Origin of the sequence: Agrococcus citreus (assembly GCF_039527715.1) — a bacterium.
GTDB classification, from domain to species: domain Bacteria; phylum Actinomycetota; class Actinomycetes; order Actinomycetales; family Microbacteriaceae; genus Agrococcus; species Agrococcus citreus.
In genome coordinates this window covers 407,075-424,977 of sequence record NZ_BAAAKK010000005.1, presented here as the reverse complement: position 1 = coordinate 424,977, position 17,903 = coordinate 407,075, and the positions used below count along the sequence as shown (strand labels likewise).

Annotated in this window: 17 protein-coding genes; 9 read left to right on the top strand and 8 right to left on the bottom strand. The window is 72.8% G+C overall.

Going from position 1 to position 17,903, the window contains the following annotated elements; all coding sequences use genetic code 11:
• Entirely contained in the window at positions 1–1,179 is a 1,179-nt protein-coding gene (locus ABD106_RS10865) for a glycine C-acetyltransferase (protein WP_343920260.1), read from the top strand.
• Positions 1,180–1,272: 93 nt separating this feature from the next.
• Here the strand turns inward: ABD106_RS10865 and ABD106_RS10860 are convergent, their stop codons facing one another.
• Positions 1,273–2,133, bottom strand: a complete 861-nt coding sequence (locus tag ABD106_RS10860; RefSeq protein WP_343920258.1) for an SDR family oxidoreductase — start codon at positions 2,131–2,133, stop codon at positions 1,273–1,275.
• A gap of 117 nt (positions 2,134–2,250) precedes the next feature.
• Between ABD106_RS10860 and purF the strand changes: the two genes are divergently transcribed.
• On the top strand, positions 2,251–3,708 hold the full coding sequence (gene purF, locus ABD106_RS10855; RefSeq protein WP_343920256.1) for an amidophosphoribosyltransferase: 1,458 nt from the start codon (positions 2,251–2,253) through the stop codon (positions 3,706–3,708).
• Between the two features lie 86 nt (positions 3,709–3,794).
• Here purF and ABD106_RS10850 read toward each other — a convergent pair whose 3' ends face one another.
• The gene (locus ABD106_RS10850) at positions 3,795–4,439 is read right to left on the bottom strand and encodes a hypothetical protein (RefSeq protein WP_343920254.1); all 645 of its coding nucleotides are present in this window, start codon (positions 4,437–4,439) and stop codon (positions 3,795–3,797) included.
• A gap of 470 nt (positions 4,440–4,909) precedes the next feature.
• Positions 4,910–5,386 (bottom strand): hypothetical protein, encoded by a 477-nt coding sequence (locus ABD106_RS10845; RefSeq protein ID WP_343920252.1) that lies wholly within the window; start codon positions 5,384–5,386, stop codon positions 4,910–4,912.
• A gap of 129 nt (positions 5,387–5,515) precedes the next feature.
• Between ABD106_RS10845 and ABD106_RS10840 the strand changes: the two genes are divergently transcribed.
• Together ABD106_RS10840 and ABD106_RS10835 are read left to right on the top strand one after the other, a co-directional pair.
• Positions 5,516–8,410: a cation-translocating P-type ATPase gene (locus tag ABD106_RS10840; RefSeq protein WP_343920250.1), complete on the top strand. Its 2,895-nt coding sequence runs from the start codon at positions 5,516–5,518 to the stop codon at positions 8,408–8,410.
• Positions 8,411–8,511: 101 nt separating this feature from the next.
• Positions 8,512–9,888, top strand: coding sequence for a short-chain fatty acid transporter (locus tag ABD106_RS10835; RefSeq protein WP_343920248.1), 1,377 nt, complete (start codon positions 8,512–8,514; stop codon positions 9,886–9,888).
• Positions 9,889–9,996: 108 nt separating this feature from the next.
• On the opposite strand, the gene ABD106_RS10830 is transcribed toward ABD106_RS10835, so the two are convergent.
• The 4 genes from ABD106_RS10830 to ABD106_RS10815 are packed head-to-tail and all read right to left on the bottom strand — an operon-like array spanning position 9,997 to position 12,658.
• Positions 9,997–10,926 carry a hypothetical protein gene (locus ABD106_RS10830; RefSeq protein ID WP_343920246.1) on the bottom strand — a complete coding sequence of 310 codons (930 nt, stop codon included), beginning with the start codon at positions 10,924–10,926 and terminating at the stop codon, positions 9,997–9,999.
• A gap of 59 nt (positions 10,927–10,985) precedes the next feature.
• The gene (locus tag ABD106_RS10825; RefSeq protein ID WP_343920244.1) at positions 10,986–11,360 is read right to left on the bottom strand and encodes a sterol carrier family protein; all 375 of its coding nucleotides are present in this window, start codon (positions 11,358–11,360) and stop codon (positions 10,986–10,988) included.
• A gap of 9 nt (positions 11,361–11,369) precedes the next feature.
• Complete coding sequence (locus ABD106_RS10820; protein WP_343920242.1) at positions 11,370–12,191, bottom strand: cytochrome c oxidase assembly protein; 822 nt, start codon at positions 12,189–12,191, stop codon at positions 11,370–11,372.
• Positions 12,188–12,658: a DUF2243 domain-containing protein gene (locus ABD106_RS10815; RefSeq protein WP_343920240.1), complete on the bottom strand. Its 471-nt coding sequence runs from the start codon at positions 12,656–12,658 to the stop codon at positions 12,188–12,190. The genes ABD106_RS10820 and ABD106_RS10815 overlap by 4 nt, the downstream gene beginning before the upstream one ends.
• Positions 12,659–12,828: 170 nt before the next feature.
• Between ABD106_RS10815 and purD the strand changes: the two genes are divergently transcribed.
• The gene (gene purD, locus ABD106_RS10810) at positions 12,829–14,088 is read left to right on the top strand and encodes a phosphoribosylamine--glycine ligase (protein WP_343920238.1); all 1,260 of its coding nucleotides are present in this window, start codon (positions 12,829–12,831) and stop codon (positions 14,086–14,088) included.
• Positions 14,085–14,996, top strand: coding sequence for a phosphoribosylaminoimidazolesuccinocarboxamide synthase (locus tag ABD106_RS10805; RefSeq protein ID WP_343920236.1), 912 nt, complete (start codon positions 14,085–14,087; stop codon positions 14,994–14,996). The genes purD and ABD106_RS10805 overlap by 4 nt, the downstream gene beginning before the upstream one ends.
• 137 nt (positions 14,997–15,133) lie before the next feature.
• Here ABD106_RS10805 and ypfJ read toward each other — a convergent pair whose 3' ends face one another.
• Entirely contained in the window at positions 15,134–16,033 is a 900-nt protein-coding gene (gene ypfJ / locus ABD106_RS10800) for a KPN_02809 family neutral zinc metallopeptidase (protein ID WP_343920234.1), read from the bottom strand.
• Between the two features lie 131 nt (positions 16,034–16,164).
• Between ypfJ and purS the strand changes: the two genes are divergently transcribed.
• The 3 genes from purS to ABD106_RS10785 form a co-directional block, all read left to right on the top strand.
• The gene (gene purS, locus ABD106_RS10795) at positions 16,165–16,425 is read left to right on the top strand and encodes a phosphoribosylformylglycinamidine synthase subunit PurS (protein ID WP_343920232.1); all 261 of its coding nucleotides are present in this window, start codon (positions 16,165–16,167) and stop codon (positions 16,423–16,425) included.
• Positions 16,422–17,111 (top strand): phosphoribosylformylglycinamidine synthase subunit PurQ, encoded by a 690-nt coding sequence (purQ, locus tag ABD106_RS10790; RefSeq protein WP_343920230.1) that lies wholly within the window; start codon positions 16,422–16,424, stop codon positions 17,109–17,111. The genes purS and purQ overlap by 4 nt, the downstream gene beginning before the upstream one ends.
• A 115-nt stretch (positions 17,112–17,226) precedes the next feature.
• A partial coding sequence (locus ABD106_RS10785; protein ID WP_343920228.1) for a hypothetical protein occupies positions 17,227–17,903 on the top strand: 677 nt, incomplete at its 3' end.

The window sequence follows — 17,903 nt, the reverse complement described above, 5'->3', positions numbered from 1 at the left end:
GTGTTCTCCGCCCGCGCATCCATCACCGCAGAGCTCGCCGACATCGAGGCCGCCGGCCTCACGAAGCGCGAGCGGCCGCTCGACTCGCCGCAGTCGGCGACCGTCGTCGCGAGCGGCGCCGAGGTGCTCAACTTCTGCGCCAACAACTACCTGGGCCTCGCCGACCACCCCCGCGTCGTCGAGGCGGCGAAGGCCGCGCTCGACGACTGGGGCTTCGGGATGGCGTCGGTGCGGTTCATCTGCGGCACGCAGACCCAGCACCTCGAGCTCGAGTCGCGGCTCGCGACGTTCCTCGGGCAGGAGGCGGCGATCCTCTACTCGTCGTGCTTCGACGCCAACGGCGGGCTGTTCGAGACGATCCTGACGGCCGAGGACGCGGTGATCTCCGACGCGCTCAACCACGCCTCGATCATCGACGGCATCCGACTGTCGAAGGCGGCCCGCTACCGCTACGCCAACCGCGACATGGTCGAGCTCGAGACTCGGCTGCAGGAGGCAGCGGGCGCGCGACGGCGGCTCATCGTCACCGACGGCGTCTTCTCGATGGACGGCTACCTCGCACCGCTCGAGGCGATCTGCGACCTCGCCGAGCGCTACGACGCGATGGTGATGGTCGACGACTCGCACGCGGTCGGCTTCACCGGCCCGACCGGCGCCGGCACGCCGGAGCTCGCCGGGGTGCAGGACCGGATCGACATCATCTCGGGCACGCTCGGCAAGGCGCTCGGCGGCGCCTCGGGCGGCTACATCGCGGCGCGCGCCGAGATCGTCGACCTGCTGCGCCAGCGCTCGCGCCCCTACCTCTTCTCGAACGCGCTCGCCCCGTCGGTCGTGGCCGGCTCGATCGCGGCGCTCGACCTCGTCGAGGGTGCGGGCGAGCTGCGCGAGCGGCTGCAGCGCAACACGGTGCGCTTCCGCGAGGGCATGGAGGCCGCGGGCTTCGAGCTGCTGCCCGGCGAGCACCCGATCATCGCCGTGATGTTCCACGACGCCCGGCTCGCGGGCCAGATAGCGGATGCGATGCTCGAGGAGGGCGTCTACGTCACCGCCTTCTCGTTCCCCGTCGTACCCAAGGGCGAGGCGCGCATCCGCGTGCAGCTCTCGGCCGCCCACTCCGACGACGACGTCGATCGCGCGGTCGCGGCGTTCGCCGCGGCGCGCGACCGCGTCGCGGCCTGACGGCGCCCCGACCGCAACGGGACCCCTCCCACCGAACCGGACCCGGTGCACCAGGTCCGGTTCGGTGGAAGGGGTCCCGCCGGCGAGTGATGCCTAGAAGACCGGCTTGCCGCCCGTGACGCCGAGCACGGTGCCCGAGACGTAGCTCGCCTCGTCGCTCGCGAGGTAGACGAACGCCGTCGCGACCTCGATCGGCTGGCCGGGGCGACCGAGCGGCGCGTTCATGCCGAAGTCCTTCACCGAGGGCTTCGTCGAGGGCTGCAGCGGCGTCCAGATGGGGCCAGGGGCGACGGCATTCACGCGGATGCCGCGCTCACCGACCTGCGCGGCGAGGTTGACCGTGAAGTTGTTGATCGCGGCCTTCGTCGACGCGTAGTCGAGCAGCGTCTCGGACGGGTCGAACGCCTGGATCGACGAGCAGTTGATGATGCTCGCGCCCTCCCCCATGTGCGGCAGCACGGCGCGGGTGAGGTTGAACATGGCGAAGATGTTCGTCTCGAACGTCTGGCGCAGCTGCTCGTCGGTGATGTCGGCGAGCGAGTCCTGCGCCATCTGGTAGCCGGCGTTGTTCACGAGGATGTCGATGCCGCCGAGCCCCTCGACCGCCTGCCGCGCGAGCTCGCGGTTGGCCTCGTCGGTGCGCTGGTCGGTGGGGACGAGCACAGCCTTGCGACCGGCCGCCTCGATCTGGCGCTTCGTCTCGTCGGCGTCCTCCTGCTCCTGCGGCAGGTAGGCGATCGCGACGTCGGCGCCCTCCTTCGCGAAGGCGATGGCCGTCGCGCGGCCGATGCCGGAGTCGCCGCCGGTGACGAGGGCGCGCTTGCCCTCGAGCCGACCGCGGCCGACGTAGCTCGTCTCGCCGTGGTCGGGCACGGGCTGCAGCTTGTCGGTCCAGCCGGGCCATTCCTGGGTCTGCTCGGGCAGGTTCTTGATGGATTCGGTGTCGACGCTCATGTACCCCATCGTGCATCCGGTTGCTGGACGTGCCGTGGATGCCCCCCCCGGACGCGGGCGGGCACGCCCGGCTCGGTAGGCTGGGATCCTCCCCTCCGCGACAGAAGGAGCTCGCCTGTGTGCGGCATCGTCGGCATCGTCTCCGACTCGAGCGTCAACCAGCAGGTGTACGACGCACTCGCGCTCCTCCAGCACCGCGGGCAGGACTCCACGGGCATCGCGACCGCCGAGGCCCGCTCGATCCACGTGAAGAAGGCCAAGGGCCAGGTGCGCGAGGCGTTCCGCACCCGCGACATGCGCGCCCTGCTCGGCACCATCGGCCTCGGGCACGTGCGCTACGCGACGCGCGGCGAGGCGGCGAACGAGCTCGAGGCGCAGCCGTTCTACGTGAACGCGCCATACGGCATCGTGCTCGTGCACAACGGCAACCTGACGAACACGCGCGAGCTCGAGCGCGAGCTCGCGACCGTCGACCACCGGCACGTCAACACGGGCAGCGACACCGAGATGCTCGTCAACGTGCTCGGCTCCGAGCTGCAGACGCTCGTCAAGGGCGGCGACCTCGACGCCGACCGGCTCTTCACCGCCGTCCGGCGCGTGCACGAGCGGGTGGAGGGCTCCTACGGCGTGATCGCGCTCATCGCGGGCCACGGCCTGCTCGCCTTCCGCGACCCGTTCGGCATCCGCCCGCTCGTGCTCGGCTCGCGGCTCGCCGAGAGCGGCCGCACCGAGTGGATGGTCGCGAGCGAGTCGGTCGCGCTCACGGGCTCCGGCTTCACGATCGAGCGCGACGTCGCGCCGGGCGAGGCCGTCTTCATCACGCCCGACGGCGAGATCGCGATGGCGCAGACGCACGACTCCCCCGTGCTGCTGCCGTGCTCGTTCGAGTACGTCTACCTCGCCCGCCCCGACTCGGTCATGAACGGCATCAACGTCTACGAGTCGCGCCTGCGGATGGGCGAGCGGCTCGCCGACACCATCGAGCGCTACACGCCCTCGGGATCGATCGACGTCGTCATGCCCATCCCCGACTCGTCGCGACCCGCGGCGATGGAGGTCGCCCGCCGGCTCGGCATCGAGTACCGCGAGGGGTTCTACAAGAACCGCTACGTCGGCCGCACCTTCATCATGCCGGGGCAGCAGGAGCGCAAGAAGTCGGTGAAGCAGAAGCTCAACGCGCTCGAGAGCGAGTTCCGCGGCAAGAACGTGCTCGTCGTCGACGACTCGATCGTGCGCGGCACCACGAGCCGCGAGATCGTCGAGATGATGCGCTCGGTCGGCACGAACTCCGTCACCTTCACGTCGGCCGCACCGCCCGTGCGCTACCCGCACGTCTACGGCATCAACATGCCGTCGCGCTCCGAGCTCATCGCCTCCGGCCGCTCCATCCCGCAGGTGAACGAGGCGCTGCGCAGCGACTTCCTCGTCTACCAGGAGGTCGACGACCTGCAGCGCGCGATCCTCGACGGCTCCGACATCCAGGGCCTCGACATGTCGTGCTTCACGGGCGAGTACGTCACCGGCACCGTCACCGAGGAGTACCTCGACTGGGTGGAGCGCACGCAGCTCAGCTGACCGGCGGGCCCTGCTGGTCGAGCCGACCCGGGCGCGCAGGGCGCTGACTCCCCTGCTGGTCGACCAGCGGCGGGGCGCTGCGCGGCTCAGCCAGCGGAACGCTGCGCGACCCGCTCCCGCGGGGCGGGCGCCCAGGCGCCGAGACCGGCGACGAGGCAGGCGATGGATGCGCCGAGCACGACGTCGGGCAGCGGCACGGCCGCGAGCAGCAGGCCCGCGACGAGTGCGCCGAGCGAGCCCGCGAAGAGCAGCGCGGCCACGCCCTTCGGCGGGATCGCGACCCCCGAGCGCCGCGCGAGCTCGGTGAGCGCGACCGCCGCGGCGAGCGCGACGCCGAGCACGGCACCCGCGATGAGGTCGAGCGCCCCGGGCCTCGCGATCGGCGCGACGAGCGCGGCAGCGCCGCCGAGGGAGGCGAGCAGCGCACCGCCCCTCCTGATGCCCGCTCCGCTGACGAGCCCGGCGAGCGGCGGCCCGACGAGCCCGCCGATCGCGAGCGTGAGCGCGGCGGGACCGGCTGCCTGCGACTCGGCGGCGCCGAGCGCCGAGAGCGCGGGGCGCAGCGCGACGAGCGCGACAGCGCCGGCGACCGCGAGCGCCAGCAGCGGCACGAGTCGCGCGGCAGGCCGCACGAGCTCTGGCGCCGGCTCTCGCGGCGCGGTCCGCGCCGTCGCCTGTCCGGCGGCGAGCAGCAGCGAGACGAGCAGGAGCACGGCGATCGCCACGAGCACCACGAGCGGCGACAGCCGCAGCGCTGTGGCGCCGGCNNNGCCGCGGCGCTGTGGCGCCGGCGACGGCAGCCGCGCCGAGCGCGAGGGCGAGCAGGGTCGGCGCGAGGCGGACGAGCGGCGCGAGCGCGGGATCGGCGGCGGCCGCGGCTGCGGTCGCGCGCGCGTGCCCCGCGGCGGCGGCGGCGAGCCAGGGCACGAGCGGCCAGACCTGGAGCGAGCCGAACTGCCACCACGCGATCGCGCAGACCACCACGGCGATCGCCGCGAGGGTGAGCGCGGTGACGCCCATGCGCGGCACGGCACGGGCGGGCAGGAGCAGGACGATCGCCGCGGCGACCGCGGCGACCGCTGCCCCCAGCGCGAGCGACGACGGCGGGATGGGCTGCTGGGCGATCAGCGTCGCCGCTGCACCCCAGCCGACCCACGCGACGGCGTGCGCCGACCCGAGCCGCGCGCGCCGAGCCGGCACGTCAAGCCTCGCCGGGACGGTCGTCCTCGGGTGCTGCACTCGGCGCCGACTCGTCGGCGACCGGCTGCTCGGCTGGCTCGAGCCGGTCGAAGACGGCGTCGTCGGCGTCCGCGGCCGGCTCGTCCGACGCATCCGCGCCGCGTGTCTCGACGCGCTCGGCGAGCACGGTGCGCGAGCCCTTCACGAGCGAACGGTCGACGATGAGCGCCACGATCCCGCCCAGCACCGCGCCGACGACGACGCCGATGACGATCATGAGGCCGATGACCGGCGTGGTGTCGACCGGCCGACCGGCCTCGTCGAGACCCGGGGTCGAGATGGCCGAGAGGATCCACGCCACGACGACGCCGATGATCGCGCCGATGCCCATGAAGACGCCGTACTTCGGCGAGCGCCGCACGGTGACGCGCAGCTCCTCGCGCGTCTCGGCGCGCTGCGCTCCGCCGTCGGGCTGCGAGGTGTCGGGCGTGGCGTCCATGGCATCCAGCATCCCACGCCGCTCGCGGCCGCTCCCGCGCCGGGTCGGTGCGCCGAGGGAGCCGATAGGTTGCCAGCAGCAGCGGCGGACGACGCGCGGGACGCCGGAGCGACGACAGGAGCACGGACCATGATGGACTCCCCCGTCCCACCGACGTCCCATCCGCGAGCAGCGCTCGACGCGACCGACTGGGCGCTCGTCGATGCGAGCGACGCCGCCGCCACGCTCGAGGTCGACAGCGCGACCGGCCTCTCGGCCGCGGAGGCGACCGCGCGCCGCGAGCGCTTCGGCGCCAACGAGCTCGACGCGGCGCCCCCCGAGCCCGCCTGGCGGCGCATCCTGCGGCAGTTCGCCGACCCGCTCATCTACCTGCTGCTGGGCGCCGTGGTCATCTCGGCGATCGCCTGGCTCTTCGAGGGCGCCCGCGGGGTGCCGATCGATGCGATCGTCATCATCGCGATCGTCATCGCGAACGCGATCCTCGGCTACGTGCAGGAGGCGAAGGCGGCGGATGCCGTAGCCGCGCTGCAGGGCATGGCTGCGGTGAGCGCGACCGTGGTGCGCGACGGCCGCTCCGAGCAGGTGCCGGCGGCTGACCTCGTGCCGGGCGACATCCTCGCGCTCGCCGAGGGCGACTCGGTCGGGGCGGATGCGCGGCTGCTGTCGTCGTCGTCGCTGCAGATCGCCGAGGCGTCGCTCACCGGCGAGTCGGTGCCGGTGACGAAGTCGGCGACGACCCTGCCGGAGGCCGTGCCACTGGGCGACCGCGCGAACATGGTGTTCAAGGGCACCGCGGTGACGCAGGGCGTGGGACGCGCGGTGGTCACCGCCACCGGGATGCAGACCGAGATGGGCCACATCGCCACGATGCTGGCGCAGACGGAGCAGGAGCCGACGCCGCTGCAGAAGGAGATCGCGGGCGTCAGCCGCACCCTCGGCATCGCAGTGATCGTCATCGCGGTCGTCGTGATGGGCGCGATCGGGTTCACGAGCGGCATCGGGTCGCTGCAGGATGCGGTCGACGTGCTCCTCGTCGGCGTCTCGCTCGCCGTCGCGGCGGTGCCCGAGGGGCTGCCGGCGATCCTCTCGGTCGTCCTCTCGATCGGCGTGCAGGCCATGAGCCGGCAGGGCGCGATCGTCAAGCACCTCTCGTCGGTCGAGACGCTCGGCTCCGCCTCGGTGATCTGCTCCGACAAGACGGGCACCCTCACGCGCAACGAGATGACGATGCTGCGCGTGCACACCGGCTCGGGGGTCGCCGACATCACGGGCGTCGGCTATGCGCCCGACGGCGACGTGCTCGTCGACGGCAGCCCGCTGCTCGAGAGCGATCCCGGGCTCGATCTGCGCGCCGAGGACATCGTCGTGCTCTCGGGCGGCACGCTCGCGTCGGATGCCGAGGTGCGGCAGGACGCGGACGGCAGCTGGGTCGTCGTGGGCGACCCGACCGAGGCCGCGTTCGTCGTCGCCGAGCGGAAGGCCGGCCTCACCGAGCGCCGCGAGCAGCGCTTCACCCGCGTCGGCGAGGTGCCGTTCACGTCGGAGCGCAAGATGATGTCGGTGATCGTCGAGGACGCCGAGCACCCGCTCGACGGCACCGGGCGGGGGCGGCCCGTGCTGGTCGCGAAGGGCGCCCCGGACGTGCTGCTGCAGCACTGCACGCGCGTGCGCTCGGGCATGGAGGTCACCGACCTCACCGACGACGATCGACGCCGGGTGCAGGCGTCGGTCGACTCGATGTCGGCGCAGGCGCTCCGCACCCTCGCGGTCGCGTACCGTCCGCTCGAGACCGACGAGCACGCATCCGCCACCGACGCCGCGGGCGACTTCGACCCCGAGGCCGGGCTCGCGCTCGAGGAGGGACTGATCTTCGTCGGCACCGTCGGCATCATCGACCCGCCCCGATCCGAGGCCGCGACGGCGATCGCCGCGGCGCACCGGGCCGGCATCCGAGTCGTGATGATCACGGGCGATCATCCCTCGACCGCGCTGCGCATCGCGCAGGAGCTGGGCATCGCCGCTGCAGGTGACCGGGCGATCGCCGGTCCCGAGCTCGACGCGATGGACGCCGATGCGCTGCGGGCTGCGGCACGGGACGTCTCGGTCTTCGCGCGCGTCGCGCCCGAGCACAAGCTGCAGATCATCGACGCGCTGCAGGCCGACGGGCAGGTCGTCTCGATGACCGGCGACGGCGTGAACGACGCGCCGGCGCTCAAGAAGGCCGACATCGGCGTCGCCATGGGCATCACCGGCACCGAGGTCTCGAAGGAGGCCGCGGCGATGATCCTCACCGACGACAACTTCGCGACCATCGTCGCGGCGGTGCGGCAGGGCCGCGTGATCTTCGGCAACATCCGCAAGTTCCTGCGCTACCTGCTCTCGTCGAACATGGGCGAGGTGCTGACGATGTTCTTCGGCGTCATGCTCGCGGGCTACCTCGGCCTCACCGGCCACGGCGAGTCGATCGTCGTGCCGCTGCTCGCGACGCAGATCCTCTGGATCAACCTCATCACCGACTCCGGTCCCGCGCTCGCCATGGGCGTCGACGCCGAGACGGAGGACGTCATGGCACGCCCGCCGCGGCGCGCGGACGAGCGCGTCATCGACGGGCAGATGTGGTCGGGCATCATCGCGATCGGGGCGGTGATGGCGATCGTGACGCTGCTCGCGATCGACATCTTCCTGCCCGGCGGGCTCATCGAGGGCTCGGAGGACGTCGAGACCGCGCGCACCGCGGCGTTCACCACGCTCGTGCTCGCGCAGCTGTTCAACGCGCTGAACTCCCGCTCGGAGCGCGTCTCCGCGTTCCACCGGCTGTTCAGCAACCGTTGGCTGTGGGCCGCGCTCGCCTTCGGCGTCGTCACGCAGGTGCTCGTCGTGCACGTGCCGCTCCTGCAGACCGCGTTCGGCACTGCGCCGCTCGCGCCTGGGCAGTGGCTCGTGTGCGTCGCGCTCGCGTCGGTCGTGCTGTGGTTCGACGAGCTGCGGAAGGTGGGCATCCGCGCGCTCGAGCGCCGGCGCTGAGCGGTGCCACGCGCATCGACGCTGGGCCCGCGACCATCCGGCTAGTGTCGGGTGTTGGCTCCTTAGCCCCGTACTCCCACGCACACACAACGAGGTGAAGCATGTCGAATGCCCCTGCCAGGTCGAAGCAGACCGGCGCCCCGCTGGCACGCGCGATGCGCCCGGTCAACAACGTCGTCGAGCGCTGGATCCCGTCAGCGCTCGTCTTCGCCATCATCCTCACGCTCATCGTCGCGCTCCTCGCGCTGACGGTGACGCAGACCAACCCGGTCGACCTCGTGAAGGGCTGGGGCGACGGCCTCTCGGGCCTGCTCGCCTTCATGACGCAGATGGCGCTCATCCTGCTGCTCGGCCACATGCTCGCCAACACGCGACCCGTGCGCAAGCTGCTGACGAGGCTCTCGGCCGTGCCGCAGACGGCGCTGCAGGCGTACCTGTTCGTCTTCGTCGTCGCAGCCGTCGCGTCGCTCATCACCTGGGGCCTCGGCCTCGTCGTCGGCGGCCTGCTCGCTCGTGAGGTCGCGGCCTCCGGCAAGGAGCGCGGGCTGCAGCTGCACTTCCCGATGCTCGTCGCGGCCGGGTTCTCGGGCTTCGTCGTCTGGCACATGGGCTACTCGGGCTCCGGCCCGCTCACCGCCGCGACGCCCGACTCGTTCATCGCCGAGCACCTCGGCGGCCAGGTCATCCCCGTCACCGAGACGACCTTCGCCCTCCCGAACCTCATCGGCGCCGTCGCGACGATCGTCGCGGTCGCCGTCGCGCTCTCGCTCGTCGCGCCGCGCGGCAGCGACCGGATCGTCGCGCTGCAGATCGACGCGCGCGAGCAGCTCGTCGAGCACGAGGAGGAGATCGTCACCCCCGCCGACCGCATCGACGCGAGCCGCATCGTCACGCTCATCGTCGGCGCCGCGCTCGCCGCCTACCTCGTGGTGCACTTCGTGCAGGGCGGCACGATCACGCTCGACATCGTCAACTGGTCGTTCCTCGCGCTCATCTTCCTGCTCGTGCGCAGCCCGTTCGAGATCATCCGCCTCACGAAGGAGGCGGCGTCGAACGTCGGCGAGATCCTGCTGCAGTTCCCGCTCTACGCCGGCATCCTCGGCATGATGACCGCATCCGGCCTCATCGCGGTGTTCTCGGATGCGTTCGTGGCGATCGCGACGCCGCAGACGTTCGGCGTGCTCGCGCTGCTGTCGGCCGGGCTCGTCAACTTCTTCGTGCCCTCGGGCGGCGGCCAGTTCGCGGTGCAGGCGCCGATCCTGCTCGACGCGGCCGAGCGCCTCGGCGTCGACCCGGCCATCCCGATCATGGCGGTCGCGTACGGCGACCAGTGGACGAACATGATCCAGCCCTTCTGGGCGCTGCCGCTGCTCGCGATCGCCGGGCTCAAGATGCGCGACATCCTCGGCTACACGACGGTGACGCTCATCGCCTCCGGCATCGTCTTCGCCGCGGTGCTCCTCATCTGGTCGCTCTAGCCCGACCGCCGCTGCTCCGTCGAACGTCCCTGAACTCCGGGATCCCATCCCGGAAACCCCGAGTTCAGGGAAGCTCGACACTCGTGCGGGGCGGGGCCGGCGCCGCGGTCAGTGGCGGCGGGCGAGGAGCGAGTTCAGGCGCAGCGACGTCTTCGACAGCGACGACGTCGTGAGCGACGAGCGCGTCAGCGATGAGCCCTGGCGACGGACGTGCTCGGCATCGGCGCGATCCAGGCGCCCGATGAGCCTCGTGATGTCGTCGGACGGCTTGGGCAGCTGCCGCTGCTGGACGCGGGCGGCCTCCTCGAAGGCCGCCTGCCGAACCCGCTGCGCGGCCTGGGTGCCGGCATCGCCCACCTGGACCGCCTGCTGGACGCGGCCGTCGACCTGCCGGCGCAGCTCCTCGATGCGGCTCAGCCGGTCGGAGCCGGGCGCGCCCTGACCCCGAGACTGCTGCGCCGGCTGCGGCTGCGGCTGGCGCTGCTGCGGCTGGGCCTGCGGTTGGCGCTGCGGCTGCGGCTGGCGCTGCGGCTGCTGCTGGCGCTGCTGCGGAGGGCGCTGCTGCTGCGGCACCTGCTGACCGGAGCGACGCGCACGCTCGGCCTCGACGTCGCGGCCGAGCGACTCGATGCGCTCGAACCAGCCCTGCTGCGAGCCCTGCAGGTGCTCGGCCTGCGCGCGCGCCTCGCCGTACCGCTGCCCGGCCTCCTGGCGCACCTGCTGCACGCCGCCACGGACCTGCTGCACGCCACCGCGCAGCTGCGCCTGCGCGCGCTGCGTCGCGCCGCGACCGAGGGAGCGGAGCGCACCGAAGCCGCCGCGCAGCATGAGGAAGCCGACGAAGGTGGCGCCGCCCGCGATGAGCAGCGGCATGAGCGCCGTGTCGAGCGCCCCCTCGATGCCGATGACGAGCGCGGTCTGGGCGACCCAGCCGATCCACTGGAAGAGCGCCGGGACGCCGTTGAGCAGCAGGATGACGCCGATCACCGTCACGACGAGCGGACCGATGAACCCCTGCGGGCGGACGACCTGGGCCATGTGCTCAGTATGGGGCTCGATGCTGTGTTCGGGCACCGGCACGTCGGCGGCGCGGCGGGCTACTCGACGCGAGGCCGACGGGCGCGCACGAGCGGCAGCCAGGGCGACACGTCGGCGCGCACGCCGGAGGCGCGCACGACGCCGCGAGCCATCGCATCCGCCCACGACTCCGCACCCGTCGCGAGCGCGAGCCAGGTCGCGGCGTCGGTCTCGATGACGTTGGGCGGCGTGCCGCGCGTGTGGCCGGGACCCTCGACGGCCTGCACCGCGCCGAAGGGCGGCACCCGCACCTCGACGCTCCTGCCCGGCGCCCGCTCGGCCAGGCACTGGAGCGTGTAGCGCACGGCGAGCGCCCGGTCGGGTCGGCTCGCCTCCTCCGCGAGCGCGGCGGTCACCGCGGCCATGCCGTCGACGTCGGGGATGCGCTTCGCCACCTCGCAAGGCTACGTCGTCGCACCCACGACCACCGCGCGCCGGGCGGGCCGGGTCGCCCTGAACCACCCCAACCCGAGCAGCACGAGCAGCGCGACGTCGACGACGTCGCCCCCGTAGTACATGACCTGCGACCCGATCTGCGCGTCGAGCGCATCCACCCCGGCCGGAGGGTACGCGTAGAGCCGCTTCGCGAGCATCGAGTGCACCGCGATGAACGCGACGAGCACCGTGGCGCGCACGCGGAGGGATGCGCGGTGCGGGTCGGGATCGACGCCCACGAGCGAGGCGGTGAAGACGCAGCCCGCGAGCAGGATGTGCAGGTACACGGCCGCATGCACGAGCGCCGAGCCGTGCATGAGCGCGAACAGCTCCGTCCCGTAGAGCAGCCACAGCCCGCCGGCGTTGAGCACGCCCGCGGTGATCGGATGCGTCACCCACCGCACGACGCGGGAGCGCAGCAGCCGCGAGAGGGCGCGGGCGTCGTCGACCGCGAGCGAGCGGAGCGCGAGCGTCACCGGTGCGCCGAGCACGAGCAGGAGCGGCGCGAGCATGCCGAGCAGCAGGTGCCCGACCATGTGCGCGGTGAAGCTCTCGTGCGCCGCGCGAGCGACGGGGCCGATGGCGATCGCTGCGCACGCGACTCCCGCGAACCAGCTGAGCGCCCGCCGCACGGGCCACGGGCTGCGGCGGCGCGACGCCCACAGCCCGAGGGCGTACAGCGCGGCGGCAGCGGCGAGCGCCGCGAGCCCCGCTCCCTCGACGAGCGCCCACGCGTCGAGGCCCGGCGTCGCTGCGCCGTGCCCGTGGCCGACGAGCGCGAGCGGGCTCACGTCGATCGACGCGAGCGCCACAGGACGGCGAGGCCGATGAGCAGCGCGACCACCGCCGCGCCGATCCACGCGAGGTCGTACGGCAGCAGGCCGACGTCGTAGCGCACCTGGTGGATGCCCAGCAGCTTGTGGAAGACGACGGCGTCGAGCAGCTGGAACGCGCCCAGCCCGACGAGCACGGCACCCCACCAACGGGACCACCGGACGCCATCGCGACGGCGGGCATCCGCGAGCAGGAACAGCCCGGCGACCGTCATGCCCCACGCGACGGCGTGGAAGATGCCGTCCGCGGCGAGCGCGACCTCGAGCGTCGAGAGGTCGTAGAAGTGGTGCCACTGCAGCAGCAGGTGGAAGACCATGAGGTCGACCACCGACGCGGCGACGCCGGCTCCGAACAGGAGCCCTGACCACAGCAGACGGCGTTCGGTGCGCACCGCGGGAGCGGACGCGACGCTCGTGCTCGTCATGGTGGGCCTCTCCGCGATCCAGGTGTCCCCCATTCTGCGCACACCGCCTCGGGCGCACAATCAGCCGATCCCCGGCGATCCGCCTCGGCGGGAGCCACCCGGCCCACCCCCAGCCGATGCAGGGCGCACCCCGGACGCGGCCCGGGCGTCGCGGTTCGTACAATAGGCGGGTGCGGATCCTTGTTCTCGGCAGCGGCGCGCGCGAGCACGCCATCATTGCGGCACTCCTGGCGGAGGGCGGCCACGAGATCACGGCCGCGCCAGGCAACGCCGGCATCGCGGCAGACGTCGAGGCGGTGCGCATCGACATCAAGCAGCCCGACCTCGTCGCCGACTTCGCCGTCGACGGCGGCTTCGAGCTCGTCGTGATCGGCCCGGAGGCGCCGCTCGTCGCGGGCGTGGCGGACGCGCTGCGCGCGGTGGGCGTGCCGGCATTCGGCCCGACGAAGGCCGCAGCCCGGATCGAGGGCTCGAAGTCGTTCGCGAAGGACGTCATGGCTCGCGCGGGCGTGCCCACCGGCACCGACTCGATCGCGCGGTCGCTCGACGACGTGCGCGCCGCGCTCGACGCATCCGCTCCCCCGTGGGTGCTGAAGGCCGACGGCCTCGCCGCCGGCAAGGGCGTCATCGTCACCGACGACCGCGCCGCCGCCGAGGCGCACGCCGAGGCGTTCCTGCCCGACGGCCCGCTGCTCATCGAGGAGTACCTCGCGGGCCCCGAGGTGAGCCTGTTCGTCATCACCGACGGCGTGCACGCCGTGCCGCTCGCGCCCGCCCAGGACTTCAAGCGCCTCGGCGACGGCGACGCCGGCCCCAACACCGGCGGCATGGGCGCCTACTCGCCGCTGCCCTGGCTCGCCGAGCGCTACGGCAGCGAGGAGGCGTTCGTCGACGAGGTCGTGCAGACCGTCGCGCTGCCCACCATCGCGGCGATGGCCGACGCGGGCACGCCGTTCGTCGGGCTCCTCTACTGCGGCCTCATCGTCACCGACGGCGGCGTGAAGGTCATCGAGTTCAACGCGCGCTTCGGCGACCCCGAGACGCAGGTCGTGCTGCCGCGCATCGAGTCGGGGCTCGCCGACGTGCTGCTCGCGGCCGCGAACGGCTCGCTCGAGTCGGCGCCGCCGCTCGTGTGGAGCGACGCCGCGGCGGTCGCCGTCGTGCTCGCGAGCGAGGGCTACCCGGGCGACCCCATCACCGGTCGCCCCGTCACGGGGGTCGACGAGGCGATGCGGCTCGAGGGCGTGCAGGTGCTGCACGCCGCGACCGGCGCGGGCGAGCACGGGCTGACCGCGACGGGCGGCCGCGTGCTCAACGTGGTCGGCACGGGCGCCTCGATCGCCGAGGCGCGCGAGCGCGCCTACGCGGGCCTCTCGCGCATCCGCCTCGAGGGCGGGCAGGCGCGCACCGACATCGCCGCGCGGGCGTGAGCGCGCCGGCCGAGGCCTCCGAGCGCGAGACGCTCGCCGCGGCCGGGTGGGACCTCGCCTACAGCGGCAAGGTGCGCGACCTCTACGTGCGCGAGGGGCTCGACCTGCAGCTCGCACCCGAGGTGCTCATGGTGGCCTCCGACCGGGTCTCGGCCTTCGACCACGTGCTCGAGCCCGCGATCCCGGGCAAGGGCGAGCTGCTCACGACCCTCACGCGCTGGTGGATCGACCGGCTCGGGCTGCCGTCGCAGCTGGCGCCCGAGGCGGATGCGCGCACGCCCGACATCGTGCGCGGTCGCGGGATGCTCGTGCGCACCCTCGACATGCTGCCCGTCGAGTGCGTCGTGCGCGGCCGCGTCACCGGCTCGGGGCTCAAGGAGTACCAGCAGGTCGGTGCCATCTCGGGCGTCGAGCTGCCAGCCGGTCTCGTCGACGGCGACGCGCTGCCGCAGCCGATCTACACGCCGGCCTGGAAGGCCCCGCAGGGCGAGCACGACGAGAACATCTCGTTCGAGCGCACCGTCGAGCTCGTCGGCGCGGAGGATGCGGCCGCGATCCGCGAGCTGTCGCTGCGGGTGTTCGAGGAGGGCGCCGCGATCGCCGCCGAGGCGGGACTCGTGCTCGCCGACACGAAGCTCGAGTTCGGCCGCGACCGCATCACGGGCGAGCTCGTGCTCGCGGATGAGGTGCTCACCTCCGACTCGTCGCGGTACTGGGACGCCGCGCCGCTCGCCGAGGGCCGCGTCGAGTCGTTCGACAAGCAGATCGTGCGCAACTGGCTGACCGAGCACTGGGACGGCGAGGGCGAGCCGCCCGCGCTCCCGGCGGAGATCGTCGAGCGGACGGCTGAGCGCTACCGCGAGCTGCTCGCACGGCTGACGGGTGCCGTCGCCCCTGCCGCGGGCTGAGCCGCCACCGCAGGTAGAGGGCGAGGCGCTCGAATGGGGCGCGCTTTCGAGCCGATCGGCCTGCATCTGGCGTGCGAACGGTCGGTTTCGACACGCTCAGCGCGCTGCGCGCGCGGAGCGGCTCAACCAGCGGAGACTCACACCTCGGGGGCGTCCCAGGTGTTGCAGGCGCCGACGCCGTCGTTGTAGCCGGTCGCGAGCCAGCGCATCCGCTGCTCGCTCGACCCGTGCGTCCAGCCCTCGGGGTTCACGCCGCCGCCGCCCATCTGCTGCAGCGCGTCGTCGCCGATCGTGTGCGCGGCGTTGAGCGCGTCGTTCATCTCCTGCTGCGTGGGAGCGATGAGCACGGGCGCGCCGCCGTCGTCGTCGGTGGTCTGCGAAGCGCCCGCGATCCACGCGCCGGCGTAGCAGTCGGCCTGCAGCTCGCTGCGCACGGCCGACGACTGCGGGCCGGTGTCGCCCTGCTGCACGCGGTCGAGCTGGCCCGTGACGTTCTGGATGTGGTGGCCCCACTCGTGCGCGAGCACGTACAGCTGCGCGAGCGAGCCGCCCGATGCGCCGAACTGGTCGCGCATCTGCTGGAAGAACGTGGTGTCGATGTAGATGCGCTGGTCGGGCGGGCAGTAGAACGGGCCGACCGCGCTGGTGGCCGAGCCGCAGCCGGTCTCGACCTGGCGGTCGAAGAGCTGCACGGAGGGGTCGGCGTACTGGATGCTGTTGGCGTTCGCCGTCTCGGTCCAGAAGCGCGACATCGAGTCGGCGCCGCCCTCCATCCGGCAGGTGACGTTGCCGGGGTCGTTCGCGTCGTCGCCCGAGCAGCCGGTGACCTCCTCGCCCTGCTGCGACTGCGACTGCGGGTCGATCGGCGCGCTCGGCGCGAGGCCCGTCAGGTCGACGCCGAAGAACATCGAGACGAGCACGAGGATGACGGTGAGGATGCCGCCGCCGCCGACCGCGATCGCGCCGCCGCCACCGCGGCCACCGCCCCCGCGGCTCACCGTGCTGGTGTCGAAGTTCGCGTCGCCCCTGAACGTCATGGACAGACAATAGCCCGCCGCGATCCGCGACCGCCCGGGAGCCGAGCGGACGCGCCCCGTGCGGCACCCGGCGCATCCGTAGGATGGAGTCGCACCCCACGCACCGCACTCGCCTACCAAGGGAGCGACCCATGGCCCTCATCGTCGTCGACGTCATGCCGAAGGCGGAGATCCTCGATCCGCAGGGCAAGGCGGTCACTCGCGCGCTCGCCCGGCTCGGCCACGGGGCGGTGGGCGACGTGCGCGTCGGCAAGCGCTTCGAGCTGCGCGTCGACGGACCGGTCACCGAAGCGCTGCTCGCGCAGGTGCGCGAGGTCGCCGACGACGTGCTCGCGAACACCGTGATCGAGGACGTCGTGGGCGTGCGCGTGATCGAGGAGGCCGCCCAGTGAGGGTCGGCGTCATCACCTTCCCCGGCACGCTCGACGACCGGGACGCGCAGCGCGCGGTGCGGCTCGCGGGCCACGAGGCCGTCGCGCTGTGGCACGGCGAGCACGACCTGCACGGCGTCGACGCGCTCGTGCTGCCGGGCGGCTTCTCCTACGGCGACTACCTTCGGTCGGGTGCGATCGCAGCTCGCTCGCCGATCATGACCGAGGTCGTCGAGGCGGCCGAGCGCGGCATGCCCGTCCTCGGCATCTGCAACGGCTTCCAGATGCTCACGGAGGCGCGGCTGCTGCCGGGCGGGCTCGTGCGCAACCAGTCGGGCCTGTTCGTGAACCGCGACCAGACGCTGCGCGTCGAGCGCACCTCGACGGCATGGACGAGCCGGTTCGCCGAGGGCCAGGAGATCGTCATCCCGCTGAAGAACGGCGAGGGCCGCTTCGTCGCGACGCCGGAGGAGGTCGCGCGGATCGAGGGCGAGGGCCTCGTCGCCTTCCGCTACGTCGGCGACGACCCGAACGGCTCCGTCGACGCGATCGCGGGGCTCTCGAACGCCGCCGGCAACGTCGTCGGCCTCATGCCGCATCCGGAGCACGCGGTCGAGCTGGGCTTCGGCCCGACCACCACGCGCATGAAGGCGGGTCTCGACGGGCTCGATATCTTCAAGTCGGCGCTGGAGCGCATCGCGGCCTGACGCGACGGCATGGGCAGTTCTGCCCGAGGAGTTCTGCAGACTCCGCAGATAGTGTCGAGCAGCACCCCCGGACGCCGTTCCGGGCCGCTCCCCGACCGAAAGCGAACCCTGCTCCATGCCGAAGACCCGCACGCCCGCCCTGCTCCTGACCGTCGCCGTGACCGCGCTCGGCCTCACCTCCTGCATGATGCCGACCTCGGCGCCCGCATCGGAGCCCGCGGCCGTCGAGGAGACGCAGCCCGCCGAGACCACCGAGGCAGCGCCCGCTGAGACCGAGGAGGCGGCCGCACCCGCTGCCGCCGGTGACCTCACCCCTCCCGGCACGGAGCTCGCGATCGGCGAGCCCGCGACGGTGACGTTCAGCTCGGGCACGACGGTGACCGACGCGCCGCTCACCGTGACGGTGACGGGCGTCGAGGAGGGCTCGATCGCCGACTACGAGGCCGCCGGCCTCGACCAGGACTTCCTCGACCAGCTCGCGGGCTACCGCACGTACTACGTGACGGTCGAGGCGACGAAGGCCGACCCGGCGGGCGTCGAGCTCGCCTACACCGCCCTCTACAGCGACATGGGCGCGCTCGACTCGAACGGCCAGCGCATGCAGACCGTGAGCCTCATCGGCGACTTCGCGCCGTGCAACACCGAGTCGTTCCCGAGCGAGATCGACGAGGGCGCCACCGTCACGACGTGCTACGTCGTCGCCGGCACCGAGGCGGTCGAGTTCGGATCCGCGACCTACGAGCCGTACGAGGGCGACTACAGCCCGTCGGACGGCGAGCCGATCCGCTGGTC